The sequence below is a fragment of the Mycolicibacterium alvei genome (assembly GCF_010727325.1).
Lineage (GTDB): Bacteria > Actinomycetota > Actinomycetes > Mycobacteriales > Mycobacteriaceae > Mycobacterium > Mycobacterium alvei.
In genome coordinates, this window is record NZ_AP022565.1 from 1,520,585 (window position 1) to 1,539,018 (window position 18,434).

Annotated in this window: 19 protein-coding genes; 9 read left to right on the plus strand and 10 right to left on the minus strand. The window is 66.8% G+C overall.

The window, feature by feature from the left end; genetic code table 11:
- Positions 1-16: 16 nt before the first annotated feature.
- The 5 genes from dprA to G6N44_RS07305 all read right to left on the minus strand — a co-directional run bounded on the left by dprA (position 17) and on the right by G6N44_RS07305 (position 4,078).
- The gene (gene dprA, locus G6N44_RS07285) at positions 17-1,144 is read right to left on the minus strand and encodes a DNA-processing protein DprA (protein ID WP_163662473.1); all 1,128 of its coding nucleotides are present in this window, start codon (positions 1,142-1,144) and stop codon (positions 17-19) included.
- The gene (locus G6N44_RS07290) at positions 1,141-2,652 is read right to left on the minus strand and encodes a YifB family Mg chelatase-like AAA ATPase (protein WP_163662475.1); all 1,512 of its coding nucleotides are present in this window, start codon (positions 2,650-2,652) and stop codon (positions 1,141-1,143) included. The genes dprA and G6N44_RS07290 overlap by 4 nt, the downstream gene beginning before the upstream one ends.
- A 1-nt stretch (position 2,653) precedes the next feature.
- A complete protein-coding gene (locus G6N44_RS07295) occupies positions 2,654-3,022 on the minus strand; it encodes a YraN family protein (RefSeq protein ID WP_163662477.1) in 369 nt (122 codons plus the stop codon).
- A 490-nt stretch (positions 3,023-3,512) separates the two neighbouring features.
- Positions 3,513-3,731, minus strand: a complete 219-nt coding sequence (locus G6N44_RS07300) for an Rv3202a family protein (RefSeq protein WP_163662479.1) — start codon at positions 3,729-3,731, stop codon at positions 3,513-3,515.
- Positions 3,732-3,736: 5 nt separating this feature from the next.
- The gene (locus tag G6N44_RS07305) at positions 3,737-4,078 is read right to left on the minus strand and encodes a MerR family transcriptional regulator (protein ID WP_163662481.1); all 342 of its coding nucleotides are present in this window, start codon (positions 4,076-4,078) and stop codon (positions 3,737-3,739) included.
- Between the two features lie 135 nt (positions 4,079-4,213).
- Between G6N44_RS07305 and G6N44_RS07310 the strand changes: the two genes are divergently transcribed.
- The gene (locus G6N44_RS07310) at positions 4,214-4,630 is read left to right on the plus strand and encodes an Hsp20/alpha crystallin family protein (RefSeq protein ID WP_163669699.1); all 417 of its coding nucleotides are present in this window, start codon (positions 4,214-4,216) and stop codon (positions 4,628-4,630) included.
- A gap of 651 nt (positions 4,631-5,281) precedes the next feature.
- Complete coding sequence (locus G6N44_RS07315; RefSeq protein ID WP_235682971.1) at positions 5,282-5,725, plus strand: J domain-containing protein; 444 nt, start codon at positions 5,282-5,284, stop codon at positions 5,723-5,725.
- A 194-nt stretch (positions 5,726-5,919) separates the two neighbouring features.
- On the opposite strand, the gene G6N44_RS07320 is transcribed toward G6N44_RS07315, so the two are convergent.
- Both G6N44_RS07320 and G6N44_RS07325 read right to left on the minus strand, forming a co-directional pair.
- Positions 5,920-6,672 (minus strand): universal stress protein, encoded by a 753-nt coding sequence (locus tag G6N44_RS07320; protein WP_163662483.1) that lies wholly within the window; start codon positions 6,670-6,672, stop codon positions 5,920-5,922.
- Positions 6,673-6,674: 2 nt separating this feature from the next.
- The gene (locus G6N44_RS07325; RefSeq protein ID WP_235682972.1) at positions 6,675-7,424 is read right to left on the minus strand and encodes a DUF5994 family protein; all 750 of its coding nucleotides are present in this window, start codon (positions 7,422-7,424) and stop codon (positions 6,675-6,677) included.
- 75 nt (positions 7,425-7,499) lie between these two features.
- Here G6N44_RS07325 and G6N44_RS07330 point away from each other — a divergent pair, with 75 nt between their 5' ends.
- Positions 7,500-8,327, plus strand: coding sequence for a helix-turn-helix transcriptional regulator (locus tag G6N44_RS07330; protein ID WP_163662485.1), 828 nt, complete (start codon positions 7,500-7,502; stop codon positions 8,325-8,327).
- A 96-nt stretch (positions 8,328-8,423) separates the two neighbouring features.
- Here G6N44_RS07330 and G6N44_RS07335 read toward each other — a convergent pair whose 3' ends face one another.
- Entirely contained in the window at positions 8,424-8,843 is a 420-nt protein-coding gene (locus G6N44_RS07335; RefSeq protein ID WP_308213770.1) for a VOC family protein, read from the minus strand.
- Between the two features lie 340 nt (positions 8,844-9,183).
- Between G6N44_RS07335 and G6N44_RS07340 the strand changes: the two genes are divergently transcribed.
- The 6 genes from G6N44_RS07340 to G6N44_RS07365 all read left to right on the plus strand — a co-directional run bounded on the left by G6N44_RS07340 (position 9,184) and on the right by G6N44_RS07365 (position 16,472).
- Positions 9,184-9,471, plus strand: coding sequence for a hypothetical protein (locus G6N44_RS07340; RefSeq protein WP_163662489.1), 288 nt, complete (start codon positions 9,184-9,186; stop codon positions 9,469-9,471).
- 243 nt (positions 9,472-9,714) lie between these two features.
- Positions 9,715-10,065 carry a hypothetical protein gene (locus G6N44_RS07345; protein ID WP_163662491.1) on the plus strand — a complete coding sequence of 117 codons (351 nt, stop codon included), beginning with the start codon at positions 9,715-9,717 and terminating at the stop codon, positions 10,063-10,065.
- A 229-nt stretch (positions 10,066-10,294) separates the two neighbouring features.
- Entirely contained in the window at positions 10,295-11,311 is a 1,017-nt protein-coding gene (locus G6N44_RS07350; RefSeq protein WP_163662493.1) for an iron ABC transporter substrate-binding protein, read from the plus strand.
- On the plus strand, positions 11,312-12,883 hold the full coding sequence (locus G6N44_RS07355; RefSeq protein ID WP_163662496.1) for an ABC transporter permease: 1,572 nt from the start codon (positions 11,312-11,314) through the stop codon (positions 12,881-12,883). It abuts the gene before it with no gap.
- The gene (locus G6N44_RS07360) at positions 12,880-13,935 is read left to right on the plus strand and encodes an ABC transporter ATP-binding protein (RefSeq protein ID WP_163662498.1); all 1,056 of its coding nucleotides are present in this window, start codon (positions 12,880-12,882) and stop codon (positions 13,933-13,935) included. Before G6N44_RS07355 ends, G6N44_RS07360 begins: the two co-directional genes overlap by 4 nt.
- A complete protein-coding gene (locus G6N44_RS07365) occupies positions 13,932-16,472 on the plus strand; it encodes an AMP-binding protein (RefSeq protein ID WP_163662500.1) in 2,541 nt (846 codons plus the stop codon). Before G6N44_RS07360 ends, G6N44_RS07365 begins: the two co-directional genes overlap by 4 nt.
- On the opposite strand, the gene G6N44_RS07370 is transcribed toward G6N44_RS07365, so the two are convergent.
- Together G6N44_RS07370 and G6N44_RS07375 are read right to left on the minus strand one after the other, a co-directional pair.
- Positions 16,392-17,198, minus strand: coding sequence for an acyl-CoA thioesterase (locus G6N44_RS07370; protein WP_163662502.1), 807 nt, complete (start codon positions 17,196-17,198; stop codon positions 16,392-16,394). The two genes, G6N44_RS07365 and G6N44_RS07370, sit on opposite strands and share 81 nt — an antisense overlap.
- Positions 17,195-18,424, minus strand: a complete 1,230-nt coding sequence (locus G6N44_RS07375) for a CoA transferase (protein WP_163662504.1) — start codon at positions 18,422-18,424, stop codon at positions 17,195-17,197. The genes G6N44_RS07370 and G6N44_RS07375 overlap by 4 nt, the downstream gene beginning before the upstream one ends.
- Positions 18,425-18,434 lie beyond the last annotated feature (10 nt).

Sequence of the window (18,434 nt, forward strand, 5' to 3'; positions counted from 1 at the left end):
GCTCCGAGCATGGGGTCTACCGGCGCCGGCGCAACCGCCAGCACCCGTCCTCGCTGACGACCATTCCCGCGAGCTCCAACGTCGTCAACGGCCCCAATATCTGGTGCGGTGGAAGCGCGGCGAGCATCGCGATCTCATCCACGGTGTGGGCACCCCGCGAGGGCAGCGCGTCGTAGACCTGTTTCTCAGCCGACGTCAGGCTGTCGAGCGGCCCCACCGGATGCGCCTCGTCCGGCGCGAGTTCACCTATGTGGCCGACGAGTTCGACGATTTCCTCGGCACGGCCGACCAGGCGGGCACCACCTCGCAGCAGGGCATGGCAACCCGCCGACGCCGCCGAGGTCACCGGGCCCGGCACCGCGCACACCGGCCGACCCAACAACGTGGCCCACCCCGCGGTATTGGCCGCACCGCTGCGCAACCCGGCCTCCACCACCACCGTCGCCCCGGAGAGGGCTGCAACCAGCCGGTTCCGGGTGAGGAACCGCAGCCGACCCGGCGCGACTCCCGGCGGGTACTCGCTGATCAACAGGCATTCCTGCCGGATTCGGTGGAACAAGGCGCTGTGTCCGGCCGGGTAGGGATTGTCGATGCCGCCGGCAACGATTGCGACGGTCACGCCCTCACCGGCCAGCGCGGCGCGATGTGCTGCCCCGTCGATGCCGTAGGCGCCGCCGGACACCACCGTCACGTCCCGTTCGACCAGACCGGCGGCCAAGTCAGCGGCAACGTGCTCGCCGTATGCGGTCGCAGCGCGGGTACCGACGATCGCCGCGGCACGCTCGGTCACCTCGCCGAGCCGTACCGGCCCGCTCGCCCACAACACCAACGGCGGGTGATCATTGGAACGCTTGTGGTCCGTGGCGACGCCCAAGGCGCGAAATCGCAGCAATGGCCACTCGTCGTCGTCGGGGGTGATCAACCGCCCACCCATTCTGTCGAGGACATCCAGATCCTTGGCCGCACAATCCAACTCCCGACGAGCCTCGATCCTGCTGAACAACTCCGACTCGACGTCACCGGATCTGACCCGGGCGGCGGCCTCGACCGGGCCCACCTGCGCAACCAGGGCCGTCAAACCCGGGCACGGCGGCTCGGCCACCCGCGACAGGTACGCCCATGCACGCCGCACCTCGTCGCTCATGGCATACCCCCGGCCTGACGGAAGCTCAACGCGGCAGCCACGTCCTCACGAGCCGGCGTGGTCCGGCCGGCCAGATCGGCCAAAGTCCAAGCGACCCTCAAACAACGGTCGGCACCGCGCATGCTGATCAACCCGCGGTCGAGAGCAGACCGCAACGGCTCCATGGCGGCTTTGGGCAACCGGAACTTGCGCCGCAGCAGCGGGCCGCCGACCTCGGCGTTGGTCCCGATCCCGAACGGCTTCCACCGTTCCTGGGCGGCAAGGCGCGCCGTCGCAACGCGTTCACGCACCACGGTGCTGGATTCACCGACCTGGGGAGTGAACGCACCGGCGCTGACCGGATGCAACTCCACCCGCAAATCGACCCGGTCCACCAGCGGCCCCGACAACCTGCCCCGATAGCGGAGCCGAGCCTGAGCCGAACAGCTGCAGTCGGCCGAGTTCGGCGGTGCACACGGACACGGGTTGGCCGCAAGCACCAACTGGAACCGTGCCGGATAACATGCCACTCCGTCCCGGCGCGCCAACCGGATCTCCCCGTCCTCCAACGGAGTGCGTAGCGCTTCGAGAGCACTTGACCCCATCTCGGCGAATTCGTCGAGGAACAGCACGCCGCGATGCGCCCGACTGACGGCACCGGGACGGGCGAACCCACTCCCCCCGCCGACCAGTGCCGCCACGCTCGAGGTGTGGTGCGGGGCCACGAACGGCGGTCGCGTGATCAGCGGCGTGTCCCCGGCCAATAACCCGGCCACCGAATGAATGGCCGTGACCTCCAGCGACTCACTCTGCGACAGCGGGGGTAACAGTCCCGGAAGACGTTGCGCCAACATTGTTTTCCCGATACCCGGCGGACCGGTGAACATCAGATGATGGGCACCCGCGGCGGCGACCTCCACGGCATAGCGGGCCTGAGCCTGCCCGACGACATCGGCGAGATCGGCCGTCGGCTGTGGCGCGCACTCCGCCGCGGTCACCCGGGCCTTCAGATCTGCCTTGCCGTTGAGCCATGCCTGCAACTGACGCAGGGTTCCTACCCCACACACCTCGATTCCGTCGATCAGACTGGCCTCGGCCAGGTTGTCGACCGGGACCACCACCATGGGCCAGCCTTCCTGCTTGGCGGCCAGCACCGCAGGCAACACCCCGTGCACCGGGCGGACCCGCCCGTCGAGGGCGAGCTCACCGAGCAGCACTGTTTTCTCCAGACGTGCCCAGGCCTTCTTGGTGTGCGCCGAGAGCACGGCCGCCGCCAACGCAACGTCGTAGACCGAACCGACCTTGCGCAACGTGGCCGGGGACAACGCCAAGGTCAGGCGGGACTGCGGCCACGAGTTACCGCAATTGGTGATCGCTGCCCGCACCCGATCCCGCGCTTCCTGCAGCGCGGTGTCAGGCAGCCCGACCAGGTTCACGCTGGGCAGCCCCGAGCTGATGTCGGCCTCGATCTCCACGATCACGCCGTCCACCCCGCGTACGGCTACCGAATAGGCTCTCCCCAAACCCATCTCAACCCACCCCCGCCAGATGCGTCAGTTCGGGTTCGCGGCGGCGTCCGATCCGCACCCCGATCACATCGATGCGCAGCGCGGCGTATCGCACATCCTGCTCAGCCAGCCACAATGCCGCCAGCCGCCGGATCCGGCGCACCTTCTGCGGCGTCACCGCCTCGGCAAGCCCGCCGAAGCCATCCCCGGTGCGGGTCTTCACCTCGACGAAAACCACCGTGTTGGAGGCGACTTCCTCGGCGATCACGTCGAGCTCGCCGTAGCGGCACCGCCAATTGCGCGTCAACGTCCGCAACCCCTGCGCCGCCAGATGCTCGACGGCCAACTGTTCACCCAGTGCGCCGATCTCGGCCCGTGTCAAAGAACTCATACCCACACCGTGCGGACACGGTCCGACAGACCCGGCTCAATCCGGCCGACTTATCCCCAGCGCGGAGTTCATCCACAGGACCGAGCGAAGTCAACCGCGAAAATATGCAATCTAAACCACAGGTTATGTGGCACGTACTTGTGTAAAAGGGTTGACGGCAGGAGGGAGTGTGCGTTGGACGTGTCTGGCCGATTGCAGGATCCTCGTCGGGCGGGAGCACGGATCCTCGACACCGCCGAAGGTGTGCTTATTGCCCTGCGGGGCTGCACGCTCAACGATCCGTTTGCCGGGATCGTGCAAACCGCCAAGGCGCACCACGTGAGCACGATGAGTTTGGCTTATGCGCTGGTGGCGCTGGCCCAGGCCAGGCGTCCCCGGATGGTCAGGACGCCGCGGTCGGCGCCGCTTGCGAGGCGTGGGGGCCGCTGTTGGACGGGGCCCGGCCACGCCGCAGCGTGTTGTGTGGCCGCGACGACGACGTTCCCGGTGCTTAGAACGCGGGGCCGTCGGGGTCGTCGTCGGGCATCGGCACGATGATGGCTTGATCGATCACATCGGCCGGATTGGCGTCGCGCTGCAAAAGATCAGTCACACAACGCGGGTCGAGGCCGGCGTCCTCGGCACTGTCGGCGGCGGGCTGGTGTTGCTCAGCCGCGTCGGCGGCGGGAATGTCGTCGGCCAGCGGCGTGTCATCGGGGTAGTTCGTCATCGGTTTCAGGGCCTCCTTGCTTTGGTCGGCTCCTCGGAGCGCAGTCGGGCGTTTTCGGACTTCAGGTCGCTGTTGTCGGACTCCAGTTCGGTGTTGCGGTGTTGTAGGTGCAAGATCTGGGCGATCCCGGCGATGTTGATGCCCTGGGCCACCAGGTCACTGATGCGCGCCAGCAGATCCAGATCGGCGTCGCTGTAGCGCCGCGTGCCGCCATCGGTGCGCGCCGGAGACAGCAGTCCGCGCCGCTCATACAGGCGCAGCGTCTGCGGATCAATCCCACTGAGCTCGGAGGCCACCGAGATGCCGTACACGCCGCGCGCCGACCGCGCCAGGGGATCCTCAGGCACTGACTGTCTCCATTCTCCACTACCAAAATTTTTTCACGTTCATCCTTGCACAAAACTCTGCCACGGTGCTATACAAAATCTATGACAGTTCACATGGATCTGTCACACAGCCACTATTGGGTAGGAGGAAAGATGATGTTGATGCGCACCGATCCGTTCCGCGACTTCGATCGCCTCGCCCAGCAGGTGCTGGGCACTGCTGCCCGGCCGGCAGTGATGCCGATGGACGCCTGGCGCGACGGGGATCAGTTCATCGTCGAGTTCGATCTGCCAGGCGTGGACGAGGATTCCCTGGATCTCGACGTCGAGCGCAACGTGCTCACCGTGCACGCCAAGCGACCCGACCTGGATCCCAACCGGGAGATGGTCTCGGCCGAGCGCCCGAGGGGTGTGTTCAGCCGCCAGCTGTTCTTGGGCGAGACACTGGACGCAGAGCGGATCGAAGCCAGCTATGGCGGCGGGGTGCTGCGATTGACCATCCCCGTGGCCGAGAAAGCCAAACCGCGCCGTATCAAGATCGCCAGCGAGGAGAACCAAGCGATCAACGCCTAACACGGTCCACCTCACAAGCTGGGCAGGGGCGCAGCATTCGGGAAAGGGGGTGAGCAACATGGTGGCGACCAACACCGACTGGGCAACGCGCCTGCTCGATGAGGCGGCGGCGATCGTGGAGGCCGCGTGGATACGCCTGCAGCACGACGTGGCCCTGTGGGAGCGTGAACGCGCGAACCTGCCCGCCGACCGTCCTGCGCCCCGGCCCGGCCCGCCGCGTGTCGGCATCACCACCGCCGCGCGGCGGCGGCCAAGTCCACCAAGGCCAGAGGATCGTTGCCGGTGGCCGGCGCGGCCATGGCCCGCGACGCCGGTAGTCGCTACCCAGCGGTCTCCTCCGCCGCGAGCCCGGGGGTTGTTCTGAAAGGCGCTGTCGGACAATGGAGGTGATATTTCCGCCGATGATCAACAGCTAGCAGCGACTCCGGTGTCGCCCACAAGATTGCTATGTCGCGTCACCGCGGCCCGGCTCCAGCGTCAGAGCCGCGCCCGCGCACGCACCGCCACTGTCGGTGGCAGCTCGAAAGTGGGCCGTGCACCGCGTCGTTGCCACGCACGAGCAGGCCGCAGGATGGCTCCTCCCGGCCCGTGCCTGCTGGCCTGCTCGGGCGTTCACCAGCATCCCAGACCTCTCACCGCGGTGGCTCCCGGTTGACTCGAAACCCCCGGGAGTCACCGCATACCGCGTTCTCGGAGGCAGCAGCGATGGTGCGCCACAATCCCGATCCCTACCTGGTGTTGGGTGTGTCACCGACGGCGACCCAGGCCGAAATCACCCGCGCCTACCGCGCCCGGCTACGCGCCAATCACCCCGACACCCGCCACACACCGCCGTCACAAACCGCCGACGACAACCTCCGGCAAGTGCTGGCCGCCTACGCGCTGCTACGCGACCCCGTCCGCCGCGCCGACTTCGACCGCGCAACCACCCACGCCCCCGCGTCACAACCCCACCGCACAAACGGGCCGATACCTGTAAACCGCTCGCCTATCGGCGGCGTCGAGCTTCCTATCACCTACCGAACCACCAACACCGATGCACACGATGCCCCAGCGCCACCACTGCGGGCCGGACCGGTGCGCCGGCACCGATAAATGCGCGATTCACACAACAGCAACTCGCGCACAACCCCAATCACCATTCCACCCACGGAGGACCGCATGAGCACCACCAGCACCCGCTTCACCACCCCGACCACAGATCACCGCAAGCCTCCAACACGGTGGTTTTCGTCGAGGTAAAGACCCGGCTCAGTCGGGCCGACTTATCCCCAGCGTGGTGTCCACAATTAGTTGCGCACCAACAGCACCGAGCGGTTGGCGCGACCGAGGACCGGGTGATAGTCCAGCCGGACGAGTCGGCCGATACGTTCAGCGTCAGCGCTGCCAACCACGGCCAATTGGATTGATTCATTGTCGTTCTCGATGCTCCGCGGACGGGTTTGACTCGTTGCGACGGTCTGCACGCGGACATCTGGATAGCGCCTCACCCAGCTGTCGAGCCGCCTGTCGATCAACAGGACCGGCGCCTTGCGCAGCCGGCCTTCGGCCATCGCGCGGCCCACCACCGCGTCGTTGTCGGGCTCGTCGTTTTGCACCACCGCGATCCAACCGCCCTGCCCCTGCGACGTGCCGCCGGCCCGGATGACCGCCACCTCGCATTGCGCATATTTCACCAGAGCAGCAGCGGTCGGACCGAGCGGCATACCTGCGCAAGGTCCCTTACCCGCTGATCCGACACACACCATCGACGCGGCACGGGACTCCTCGATCAACACACAACCTGGACGGCCTCGCACCACGGCGGTTTCGATGTCGACCGGTGTTCCCATGGCCCCGATAATCGTCTGGGCGCGCGACAGCGCCGACTCGGCGGCGTCAGCGGTGTGCGCCGTGGCCCGGTTCGCGGGACTCGCGTAGACGAGGCGGAGTGGCACACCACGGTTGACTGCCTCGGAAACCGCCCAGGTGGCCGCGTCGATCGCGGCTTGGGAGCCGTCGATACCCACAACCACCGACCGCGGCCGGTTCTGCTGCGACATGGCTATCGTCCCGTCTTCGATATCACTGAAACATGTTGCGGCGGATCGTCTATCCGTGTCTCAGTTGCGGCCGTCGGGGTGCGTTCACCGAGTCCATCGGGCCGGCGCCGCAATGACCCACCTTCGGACTCCCACCGCTGTTGCGCCAACAATGCGAGACGTCGCTCCTCTGCTTCGTCCTGCCCGACCCCGAGCAGTCCGTCGGGGGTGGACATGTCGTCGGCGGACGACGCCGTCATGACAGCCGTGTATGCCAGGACAGGATCGGTATGAGGAGGAACAACCAGCAGAACCAGCGTGCCGAAGTCCTCACCGATCACCGACAGCGTGTTGGTCGAGGTATTGCCGGAGCCCTCGAGGATGATGCTGTGGCCCTCGAACTCCATCCGCAATGACGCTGGTGCCCAACTGGTCTCGTCGTACACGACCCGTTCGACGGAGCTCAGCTGCGGCGGCAGGGCTGCCAGCAGCGGCGGCAGTTCGGTGAACAGTTGATCGGTTCGGGGCCACCAGGCGCCCTGCACATGCCCGCGGGACCGCTGAGCGGGCTTCAATCGCAGCCTAATGCCACCGACTGCCGATCGGCGCACCGGCGCCGCCTCCAAGACCATCGTTGATGCGGACATGTGAGCCTCCTGCCAGGACTGGTGTGACGAATGCGGCAGCAGGAACCAAGTGGCATCGGTGCGTGTAGCCATGAGGCCGGTCTGCGATACGTCGCCGACCACATTCTGGGCACTATCGACGGTCATCGCCGACCCATTTCTCGCGATCCTGCTAATATAGAGGAAGTATATCCTTTAAATATAAGAAGAGTAAGGGCGCTGATGGGCGAGGAAGCAGACTCCAAGTCCGGGCGTAGCCGACGAGATCGCCTGCCTCGCAACGGGCAACGTGAGCGAGTGCTGCAGATGGTGCGTGCTGACGGCGGCGTGATCGACGCCGTCGAGCTCGCCACACGCATCGGGTTGCACGTCACCACCGTCCGCTTCCACCTGGACGCATTGTGCGACGAGGGAGCGATCGAACGGACCCGGATAAGCCGGGACGGCGTGGGCCGCCCCCGCACCGGATACCGCGCCGTCGAGGAGCGGCTGGACTATCGGATACTCGCCGAGATGCTCGCGATGGAGCTCGGCGACACGGTGGAGGAACGCGCGCGGCGTGCACAGCACATCGGCCGGTCGTGGGCAGACCGGATCGCAGGTTTGCGCGCTCAAACTGTCCCGACCCCAGGGGATACCGAAACCGAGTCGGTCGGTGACCAGCTGGATCGAAAGGCCAACCTCGCCACCGCGGTGTTCGACCGGATGGGGTTCGGCCCCGAACTCGCCGCCGAATCCGAACCGACCGCTTCGCTATCGGCCGACAGTGCGCAGATCGTCGCACGAGAACGGGTGATTCGGCTACGCGCCTGCCCGGTACGGGAGTTGTCCCGAGCCCACCCCGAGGTGGGTTGCGCCATCCACCTGGGATTGCTGCAGGGCCTACTCGACCACGCCGCGGCCCCCGCGGGACAACCCGACCCACCGCAACGCGCACTGTTCGGCAGGCTCGACCCATTTGTCGAACCGGACTTGTGCATAGCCAGGTTGCACGCCTCACCCAGCTCCACGCGTGATCGCAGCGACAAAACCGCCACCGAGACATCATGACCCCGCGACGAAACGTCACGGTCCACCGAGCTACGCAAGTGGTACAGCCACGACCCCGATCGACCGAAAGTCGACATCACGGGCGAAGGGCGTGCCTCAACGACTCTGCGCTGCAGTCTTGTTCGGCCGGCGTGCAGCGCCTGCGCGGGCCCCGGCCTGCACCACTCCGCGCAGCCGCGAGGCGATGAGTTCTCGTGGCAGCCGGTCCGGGCTGGGATAGGCGACGATGGCCCTGCCATGGTCGGGGTCGCACCCCTCCACGAATGTCACCCCGTTCTCGGTGTAGGTGTAGGTGGCCGGATCGTGAGCCTGCAGGCGAGCCGTCACCCGGTCCAGCTCGGCTTGGCTGTCGGTGGTCCACATCAGGTACTGGATACCGATGACGCCCAGGCCTGGTCGGGCATACGAGCCCGCCGTGTGCAGATACAGCTGAAATCCGTCCGGCGTCAACAGCAGCGCCGAGTCCCGTTCACGAAGGGCGACGCTGCAGCAGAAAACATCGCGATAGAACTTCACTGATCGGTCCAAGTCGGACACCCGCATCACAGCCGAAGCGACCGCCGTTGCGACACAGCCAGTTTGAGTTTGTTCAGTCGACTGCTTCATGGCCTCAACCCAGACTATTTAGAGGATTATCATCCTTCATACTAGCACGGAGGCCGCCGTCAAATCATTTTTACAAGTGATTATTGGAGTAATATTGGGCCCATGACATACGTGATCGGGCCACCGTGCGTTGACGTCAAAGACCGCCCGCCACAGGGCTACTGATGCCCGCCGATCTGGCAACCCATCATCCGGAGGATCGATCTCCCGGGACGAATAACGATGTGCAGACCAACACAGGAGAATTCGTATGAGCGGCCACCCGCCGGCCCTCGAGGCACTCGGCGATCACGACTATCTGGTCCGGTTTCAGCAGGGCGACGACACCGTGGTCGTGCGCGTTCACGCTGACCCTACGGTCGTTGCACAGATCTGCGATGACGAACTGCGCGTCGTCGAGGCGACCGCGGCCTACCTGATCGCGCGTCAAAGCGCCGACGATCTGCCCGAGGAAGTCGACCTCGACACGGTCGCCGAAGCCTACGACGGTTATATCGCCGACCTCCACCGCCAGTTGGCGCCGCCCCCGATCCAGTGAGTACCTGGGCCCTTGCACTCGCCGTCAGGCGTCAGCCCAATTCACCGACAACATCGTTAGTGCGCAATAGATTTCAAAAACCAAGCGTCAAGGCGGTTATCGTCGCCGCCGCGCCTGTCATCCGAACGACGCAATCTTCACCAAGGCGCCAAACAGCAAACCCCGACAGGCTACTCTCTGCTGGTAAGGCTACAACTCGGCAACCTGCCGTGGTGAGTCGGCCCAGTGAACGCAGGTATCGACATGAACGTCATGAAACTGCTCATCGGCGTCGCGACCCTGACGACGGCACTGACCCTCTCACCACCCGCGTGGGCCGACCCTGACCCGCACATCCCAGACGGTAACGCTGGGTGGTGCCCGGGCGGCGACTACCGCGAGAAACTCTCCGGCGGCGGCAGATACTGCCTCGGCGAACCGTTCTCGAACGGCGCGTTCTACGCGCAACGTTGGGGCCACAGTCCGAGTCCTTTCGGCCCGGGCTATTGGATGGACGGAAAGTCGTGCAGCGTGATGGTCGAGGGAACGGTCCAAGGTGGTATCCCCTACGGCGGTGTCCCAGATTGCAACGGCGGGCCACGGGTTCTGCACTGACCCCAGCAGCGCCCGCTCGGCTCTCAACCCTCACGGCCCCGTCGACAGAGGTGCCGCGCCGATCTGGGCGCATACGGTCCCGCCGGCCCGGGTCATCCCGGAGTGCCACGCCGACCGGACACCGCCGCATGTTCCACCCCTCCGCGATTCCCGCCGTCTGAGGCTTGGCGCCAACGCGCCCGGTACTGTACTTAGGTGATGCTCAGCTAACGCCGAAGGGATTCACTTGATGCGCACACGTTGGGGCCGCCGGGCTGCTGCTGCCCTGTCTGCTGTCGCCATAGCCGCCGGCCTGGTCGGGTGCTCCGGTTCGGGGTCTGACGAGCTGCTGATCTACAACGCTCAGCACGAGTCCCTCACCAAGGAATGGATCGACGCCTTCACCAAGGAGACCGGCATCAAGGTCACCTATCGGCAGGGCGGTGACACCGAGCTCGGCAACCAACTGGTGGCCGAGGGCAACGCCTCACCGGCCGATGTCTTCCTCACCGAGAACTCCCCCGCGATGGCCGCCGTCGAGCGGGCCGGATTGTTCGCCGACGTCGAGCAGCAGACCCTCGATCAGGTTCCGGTGCAATACCGGCCGTCGTCGGGTAAATGGACCGGTGTGGCGGCACGGTCGACGGTTTTCGTCTACAACAAGGCCAAGCTGCCGACCGACCAGCTGCCCCGATCGATCATGGATCTGCAGCAGCCGCAGTGGAAGGGTCGGTGGGGTGCACCGCCGGCCAAGGCGGACTTCCAGGCCATCGTCGCAGCCATGCTGGAACTGACCGGCGAGCCGGCCACCGCGCAGTGGCTGGCCGGGTTGAAGGCCAATGCCGTGGTGCTCCAGGACAATATCGCCACCCTGCGCGCCGTCAACGCCGGCGAGGTCGACGGCGGAATCATCTACCACTACTACTGGTTCCGCGATCAATCCAAGACCAAGGAGATCAGCGGCAACACCGCACTGCACTACTTCAAGAACGAAGATCCCGGAGCGTTCGTCAGCCTGTCCGGCGGCGGTGTCCTGAGATCGAGCAAGAAGCAGGATCAAGCCCAGCAGTTCGTCCGGTTCATCACCGGCAAGGCCGGCCAGGAAGTACTGGAAAAGGGCACCTCGTTCGAGTACCCCGTCGCCAGCGGGGTCGCCGCCAATCCGGCCCTGCCACCGCTGGACACGTTGCAGGCGCCCGCGGTCAACCCGTCCAATCTCGATGCCGCCAAGGTCACCGACCTGATGACAAAGGCTGGCTTGCTGTAATTGGTCGCGACAGAAGCACCGCCGGTTCAGCCGGTCCCGCAACGTTCGGCAGGCTCCAGGCCGGGACCGGTACTGAGCACGGCGGTGGTCCTGTTGCTGGCCGCCACGTTCATCCCGCTGGGCTACGTCGGCTGGTCGGTGGTCACGACCGGCCCGAGCCGGGTGATCGAGCTGGTGGTGCGCCCCCGCGTCGCAGAATTGCTGCTCAACACCGTGGGCCTGGTCCTGATCACGGTGCCCGTATGCGTGGTGCTCGGCGTCGGTGCGGCGTGGCTGGTTGAGCGCACCGACCTGCCGGGCCGGACGTGGTGGCGCCCGGTGTTCGTTGCGCCGCTGGCCGTACCCGCGTTCGTCAACAGCTACGCCTGGGTCAGCGTTGTGCCGTCGCTGCACGGATTGCCGGCGGGCGTGCTGATCGCAACACTGTCCTACTTCCCGTTCGTCTACGTGCCCGCGGCTGCCACCCTGCGCCGCATCGATCCCGCATTGGAGGAATCGGCCCGGGCGCTGGGATCGGGGTCCTCGGGGGTGTTCTTCCGGGTGGTGCTGCCGCAGCTGCGGCTGGCGATCCTGGGCGGCGCCCTGCTGATCGGTGTCCACCTGCTGGCCGAATACGGCGCGTTCGCGATGATCCGCTTCTCGACCTTCACCACCGCGATCTTCGAACAGTTCCAGGCCACGTTCGATGGTGCCGCCGGAGCCACCCTCGCCGCCGTCCTCGTGCTGTTGTGCCTGCTGCTGTTGGTCACCGAGGCCGCGGCCCGCGGCAATGCCCGCTTTGCCCGGGTCGGCTCGGGCGCTCAGCGAACCACCACCCCAATGCGCCTGGGCCGCACCATGTTGCCGGCCACCGCCGGGCTCCTGGTACTGGCGGCCCTGGCATTGGGCGTGCCGTTGTGGACGCTGACACGGTGGTTGTGGATCGGCGGCACACAGATCTGGGAACCCGCGGAGATCGGTACCGCGTTGGCCCAGACCGCCGCACTGGCCGGCGCAGCGGCGGTTCTGACCACGGTGCTGGCCTTCCCGTTCGCCTGGGTGGCGGTCCGGTACCGGGGTCTGCTGGCCCGCTCGATCGAAGGCGCCAACTTCATCACCAGCTCGATGCCCGGTATCGTCACCGCGCTGGCCCTGGTCACCGTGGCGATCCGCTACGCTCCCCCGCTGTATCAGACTGCGGCCCTGGTGATCTGCGCCTATGTGCTGCTGTTCCTACCGCGCGCGCTGGTCAGCCTGCGCTCGGGCCTGGCGCAGGTGCCGCCGTCGGTGGAAGAGGCCTCACGCTCGTTGGGCGCGTCGCCGACACGCACGTTCGTGCGCATCACCCTGCGGCTGACCGCCCCGGCCGCAGCTGCCGGCGCCTCACTGGTATTCGTTGCGGTGGCAACGGAATTGACTGCGACGCTGTTGCTCGCCCCCACCGGCACCCGCACCCTGGCGATGCGGTTCTGGTCGCTGAGCAGCGAGTTGGACTACGCCGCGGCCGCCCCCTACGCGCTGATGCTGATCGCGCTGTCCGTACCGGTGACTCTGATGCTGTTGCGTCAGTCGACGAAGGTGGCTGCCCTGTGACCGACGACATCCTGCAGGTATCCGGACTCCACAAGACCTTCAACGGCACCGAGGTGCTGCGCGGAATCGACCTGACGCTGACACCAGGAACCATTACCGCGGTGGTCGGCTCCTCCGGGTGCGGCAAGACCACGCTGTTGCGAGTGATCGCCGGCTTTGAATCCCTCGACTCCGGCACCGTGACCATCGGCGGACGCGAGATGGCAAGCCCCACAAACACTGTCGCCCCACACCGCCGCGATATCGGCTATGTGGCGCAGGACGGCGCGCTGTTCCCGCACCTGACCGTGGCCGAGAACGTCGCCTACGGCCTGCGCGAGCGCGGTGCCGCGGCCCGGGCCAGGGTCGGTGAGCTGCTGGGCACAGTGTCCCTGGACGCCTCGTTCGCACAGCGCCGGCCGCATCAGCTGTCCGGCGGCCAGCAACAGCGCGTCGCACTGGCCCGGGCTCTGGCCCGCCGGCCGGTGGTCATGCTGCTCGACGAGCCGTTCAGCGCCCTGGATACCGGACTGCGCGCGGCCACCCGCAAGTCCGTGGCCCGGGCGTTGTCCGATACCGGGGTGACCACCCTGATCGTGACGCACGACCAGGAGGAGGCGCTCTCGATCTCGGATCAGGTCGCGGTGATGCGTGAGGGCAGGTTCACCCAGGTCGGAACACCCGAGCAGGTGTACCGCCAACCCACCGACCGGTTCACCGCCGAGTTCCTCGGGGATTGCATCACGCTGCCCGGCACCGTCACCTCGGGATGGGCCGACAGTGCACTGGGCCGCGTACCGGTCCAGGCAGGTGCTGCCGACGGTCCGTGCACACTCATCCTGCGGCCCGAACAGCTTGTGGCTACGGCGATCTCGGACAGTGCGGGTGATGACACGGCCGCCACAGTGGGGACCGTGATCGCCACCGAGTTCCTCGGCCACGACGTCCTGCTCACCATCGAGCCGCCGGCAACCGGTGAACCCATCGTCGTGCGTCAGCACAGCCTGAATCCGCCGGCACGCGACACCAAGGTCCGGATCGACGTGCGTGGCATCGGGACGGCATTGCCTTGAGCCACCTCGTCGAGGCGCTGCGGGCTCACGGTGACAGGATCGCGGTGGTGACCGAGTCCCGACAGGTCAGCTATCGGGCCCTGGCCGATCTCGTGTCACGCGCCGCGACGGCGTTGGGCCCCGGACGTCGACTCGTTCTGCTCGAGGCCGGCAACAACCTGCACACCCTGGTGCACTACCTGGGCACACTCGCCGCAGGCCACGTCGCCCTGCCGGTACCCGCGGGCGGCGATCACCGCGCGATCCTGCAGACGTACTCCCCCGATACCGTCGTCGACGCTGCCCGCATCCGCCACCGGCGCACCCACAGCACGCACCGGCTACACGACGACCTGGCGCTGCTGATGTCCACCTCGGGAAGCACCGGGTCGCCGAAGCTGGTGCGCCTGTCCTTCACCAATCTGATCAGCAACGCCACCGCCATTGCCGAATACCTCGGGATCACTGAAACCGACCGGGCGGCAACCACCTTGCCGATGTCGTACTGCTACGGACTGTCGGTGGTCCACAGCCACCTGCTGAGCGGGGCGGGCCTGCTTCTCACCGACCGCTCGGTGCTCGACCACGAATTCTGGGAGATGTTCACCCGATTCCGGGCCACCACCTTCGCCGGCGTGCCCCATACCTTCGAACTGCTCGACCGCATCGGCTTCGACGCCATGGACCTGCCCCACCTGCGATACGTCACCCAGGCGGGTGGGCGGATGGCGCCCGATCGGGTGCGCCACTTCGCCGAGCTCGGGCAACGCCGGGGCTGGCAACTGTTCGTGATGTACGGAGCAACCGAGGCAACTGCCCGGATGGCCTACCTGCCACCGGAATCCGCCCTGTCCCACCCCGAATCCATCGGCCGGCCGATCCCCGGTGGCCACCTGTCCATTCGGCCCGGCGACGGGTGGCCCGACGGTACCGGTGAGCTGGTCTACCGCGGAGCCAACGTGATGCTCGGGTATGCACAGCGTCCCGAGGATCTGTCACTGGGTGCCACCGTGGCGGAATTGCACACCGGAGACATCGCGCGGCGTACACCCGACGGTCTGTACGAGATCATCGGCCGCAGCGCCCGATTCGTGAAGCTGTTCGGCCTGCGCATAGACCTGGACCGCCTGCAAGCCTCCCTCGCCGACCGCGGAGTGACGGCCTTGTGCACCGACGACGGCGACGCTCTCGCGGTCGCGGCCCTGGACGTCGGGAAGACCACCGCAGGCGAGGTGCAACGACTGACGGCCGCCGCGGCCGGTGTGCCGATGGGTGCCGTGAACGCCGTCGTCGTATCCGAACTGCCCCGCCTCATCTCAGGTAAGCCCGACTACCCCGCGGTGCGCGAGTTGGCCGCCCATGTCACCGTCGCCGTCACCTCCGACCTCCGGCAGCTGTTCGCCCAGGTTCTGCATCTCCCTGCCGATTCGATCGACCACGGGGCCAGCTTCGTCGACCTCGGCGGCAACTCGCTGTCCTATGTGGCGATGTCGGTTCGCCTCGAACGCACCCTGGGCCGACTACCGCAGGACTGGCACCGGATACCCCTGGCTGAACTCGGGTCCGGCCTCGGGCGGAGCCGCACGCCCCGACCGCGACGGTGGGCGACGGTGGAGACCAGCGTGGCGCTGCGCGCCGCGGCCATCGTGCTCATCGTCGGCTCGCACGCAGAGCTGTTCGCATTGTGGGGCGGAGCGCACATCCTGCTCGGGGTGGCCGGGTACAACTTCGGCCGGTTCTGCCTGACGCCGGTGCCACGGTCGACGCGGATACACCACCTACGCAACACGATCGCCTGGATCGCGGTGCCCTCGATCATGTGGGTCGCGGTCACACTGATCCTCACCGAGGACTACCACGCGTCGAACCTGTTGCTGGCCAACAAGTTTCTCGGACCGCACGACAGCATGACCGCCGGACGGTTGTGGTTCGTCGAAGTGCTGTTCTGGATCCTGGTGGCGCTGACCGCAGTGTGCGCGCTGCCGGCCACGGATCGTTGGGAGCGACGCCGCCCCTTTGCGGTCGCCGCGGCTTTCCTGGCATTCGGACTGGTATTGCGCTACGACCTACCCGGTTTCGGGCTGGGTCGCGAAGCCTGGTTCACCGTGTTGGCGTTCTGGTTCTTCGCGGCTGGGTGGGCGGCGGCCAAGGCTACCGCCACCTGGCAACGGTTCATCGTCACCGCCGTTCTGATGGTCGGCGTGCACGGCTACTTCGGCAACACCGGCCGGGAGACCCTGGTAATGGCCGGGTTTGCGTTGTTGATCTGGCTGCCTGCCGTGCGTTGTCCCGTGGTGGTGGCAGCCGGTTGCGGGGTGCTGGCCGAAGCGTCGCTGTACACCTACCTGACCCACTACCAGATCTACCCGCTGTTCGGTGACCACCGGGTGCTCGGTGTGCTGGCCGCGCTGGCCTTCGGCGTGACGCTCACCTACCTCGCCAACGCAACTCGGACCCGGCTGGCTCGACGGGGAGGATCACGCCGGATCGCGGTCGGCGACCAGCCCCTCCTGTGCCAGGGTCGCGGCGACCGCACCGTCGGCGCGCAGCAGACTTGACGTGATCAGCCCGCGTCCCCGTGCGGCAGCCGGTGAACGCGACTCCAGCAGATTCCACTCCCCGGCGTGTATCGGGCGGTGAAACCAGATCGACGAATCGGTGGTGCCACTGCGGTGACTGCGCGACCGCATGCTGTGCCCGTGTACCGCCAGCGCCGGATCGATTCCGTAGAGGTCGGTGATGTAGACCGCGATGAGCGTGTGCACCAACGGATCCTCGGGCAGGTCGGTGGTGACGCGCCACCACATCCGGCGTACGAACTCCTCGCCCTCCCCGTCGTCGGCGATGCGGATGTCGAACTCGTCGAGCGGTAGGGACGGCGCCGGGCCGGGCGGGCCGGTGCACGGAAGCACCTCGGGATCGTGCGGCATCGCACCCAACCCGTGTTCGGGCCCGGGCAGTGCCGTCGCGAACGACACCGTGGCCGTCGTCAACATGCGGCCGTGCTCAAAAGATTCGACCCGCCGCGCCGAGGCGGTGCGCCCGTCGTACACACGGTGCACGTGGTGCTCGACCGCTTCGCCGGCGTCCCCGCCGCGCAGAAACTGAAGGTGCATGTTGGTGGGCGACCGGTCATCACCGACGGTGCGACAGGCGGCCGCCAGGCTCTGCGCGGCCAGCAGACCGCCGTACGCCCGCTTGCCGGTCGGACCGCTGGCCTGCCCGGTGAAGACGTCACCGTCTGGGTGCGCCCGCACGTCCGACAGCGACAGCAGGGTGCTCATTGAGCGTCGGTCCCCGTTGCGACGGTGCCGCATTCGGTCAGGGCCGCGATCTCGTCGGCACTGAGCCCGAGGCGCTCGGCCAGCACCGAGGTGGTGTCGTCGCCGAGTGCGGGCGCAGGTACCGCGGGCGGATACATCCCGCCGATCGACACCGGCAGGCCCGGCGCCAGATAGGTGCCGATGCGGGGTTGCTCCAACGCAGTGAACAGCGGGTTCCCCACCACCCGGTCGTTGACGGCGACCTCAGCGAAGCTGCGGTACCGCTCCCACAGCACCGAGGTACCCGAGAGCGCTGCGCTGATCTCGTCGGCGGTGTGCTCGGAGAACCAAAGCGTGAACAGTCCGGTCAGGGCATCGCGGTGGGTGTAGCGCTGACCTTCGTCGCTGAAGTCGGCACCGAACGCATCGGCAAGGGCGGCAACGGCTTTGGTGGTACCGGTGACCTCGGTGAGGTCACGGAAATGCCGGCCGGTGAGCGCCACCAGCATGAACCCTACGCCGTCGCTGCTGGTGAAGTTCTGCCCGTAGGTACCGTACAGCGCGTTGCCGAGGCGTTCCCGACCGGCTCCGTTGACCATCACCTCGGTCAGGAATCCGAGATTGCCCGCGGTAGCGAGGGCGACGTTCTCCAGCGGGATGCTGATCTGCGCGCCCGCACCGGTGGAATCACGTTGGCGCAGTGCAGCACTGACCGCCAGTGCCACATACAGTCCACAGCTGACATCCCAGGCCGGCAGTACGTGGTTGACCGGGGTGGCCAACTGCGCAGGCCCCGTCACCATGGGAAAACCCAACCCGGCGTTGACGGTGTAGTCCACCCCGGTACCACCGTCCGCGCGGCCGGACACCTCGACGTGGATCAGGTCGGGCCGCACCCTCGCCAGCTCGTCATACGAATGCCATTGCCGTCCCACTACATTCGTGATCAACACCCCGGATTCGGCGATCAGTCGCTGCACCAGCTGCTGACCTTCCGGCGAGCGCATGTCGGCAGCCACCGAACGCTTGCCCTTGTTCAGCCCGGCCCAGTAGATGCTGTCGCCGCCGTCGGTCAATGGCCAGCGGTGATAGTCGGCGGCACCCCCGATCGGATCGACCCGCACCACCTCGGCGCCCAACTGCGCCAGGGTCATCCCAGCCAGCGGCACCGCGACGAAACTGGAGATCTCGATGATCCGCACCCCAGCCAACGGGCGGGTCGGGTCCGGCGTTGCAGATTCGGCCATGGGAGTCAAG

Excerpts from the sequence above, each read along its gene's own strand:
- G6N44_RS07375 (WP_163662504.1), bottom strand. The coding sequence starts at position 18,424 with ATGGCCGAATCTGCAACGCCGGACCCGACCCGCCCGTTGGCTGGGGTG.
- G6N44_RS07310 (WP_163669699.1), top strand. The coding sequence starts at position 4,214 with ATGTTGATGCGCACCGATCCGTTCCGCGACTTCGATCGCCTCGCCCAG.
- G6N44_RS07370 (WP_163662502.1), bottom strand. The coding sequence starts at position 17,198 with ATGAGCACCCTGCTGTCGCTGTCGGACGTGCGGGCGCACCCAGACGGT.
- G6N44_RS07340 (WP_163662489.1), top strand. The coding sequence starts at position 9,184 with ATGAGCGGCCACCCGCCGGCCCTCGAGGCACTCGGCGATCACGACTAT.
- G6N44_RS07320 (WP_163662483.1), bottom strand. The coding sequence starts at position 6,672 with ATGTCGCAGCAGAACCGGCCGCGGTCGGTGGTTGTGGGTATCGACGGC.
- G6N44_RS07300 (WP_163662479.1), bottom strand. The coding sequence starts at position 3,731 with ATGACGAACTACCCCGATGACACGCCGCTGGCCGACGACATTCCCGCC.
- G6N44_RS07350 (WP_163662493.1), top strand. The coding sequence starts at position 10,295 with ATGCGCACACGTTGGGGCCGCCGGGCTGCTGCTGCCCTGTCTGCTGTC.
- dprA (WP_163662473.1), bottom strand. The coding sequence starts at position 1,144 with ATGAGCGACGAGGTGCGGCGTGCATGGGCGTACCTGTCGCGGGTGGCC.
- G6N44_RS07290 (WP_163662475.1), bottom strand. The coding sequence starts at position 2,652 with ATGGGTTTGGGGAGAGCCTATTCGGTAGCCGTACGCGGGGTGGACGGC.
- G6N44_RS07345 (WP_163662491.1), top strand. The coding sequence starts at position 9,715 with ATGAACGTCATGAAACTGCTCATCGGCGTCGCGACCCTGACGACGGCA.
- G6N44_RS07295 (WP_163662477.1), bottom strand. The coding sequence starts at position 3,022 with ATGAGTTCTTTGACACGGGCCGAGATCGGCGCACTGGGTGAACAGTTG.
- G6N44_RS07330 (WP_163662485.1), top strand. The coding sequence starts at position 7,500 with ATGGGCGAGGAAGCAGACTCCAAGTCCGGGCGTAGCCGACGAGATCGC.
- G6N44_RS07325 (WP_235682972.1), bottom strand. The coding sequence starts at position 7,424 with ATGACCGTCGATAGTGCCCAGAATGTGGTCGGCGACGTATCGCAGACC.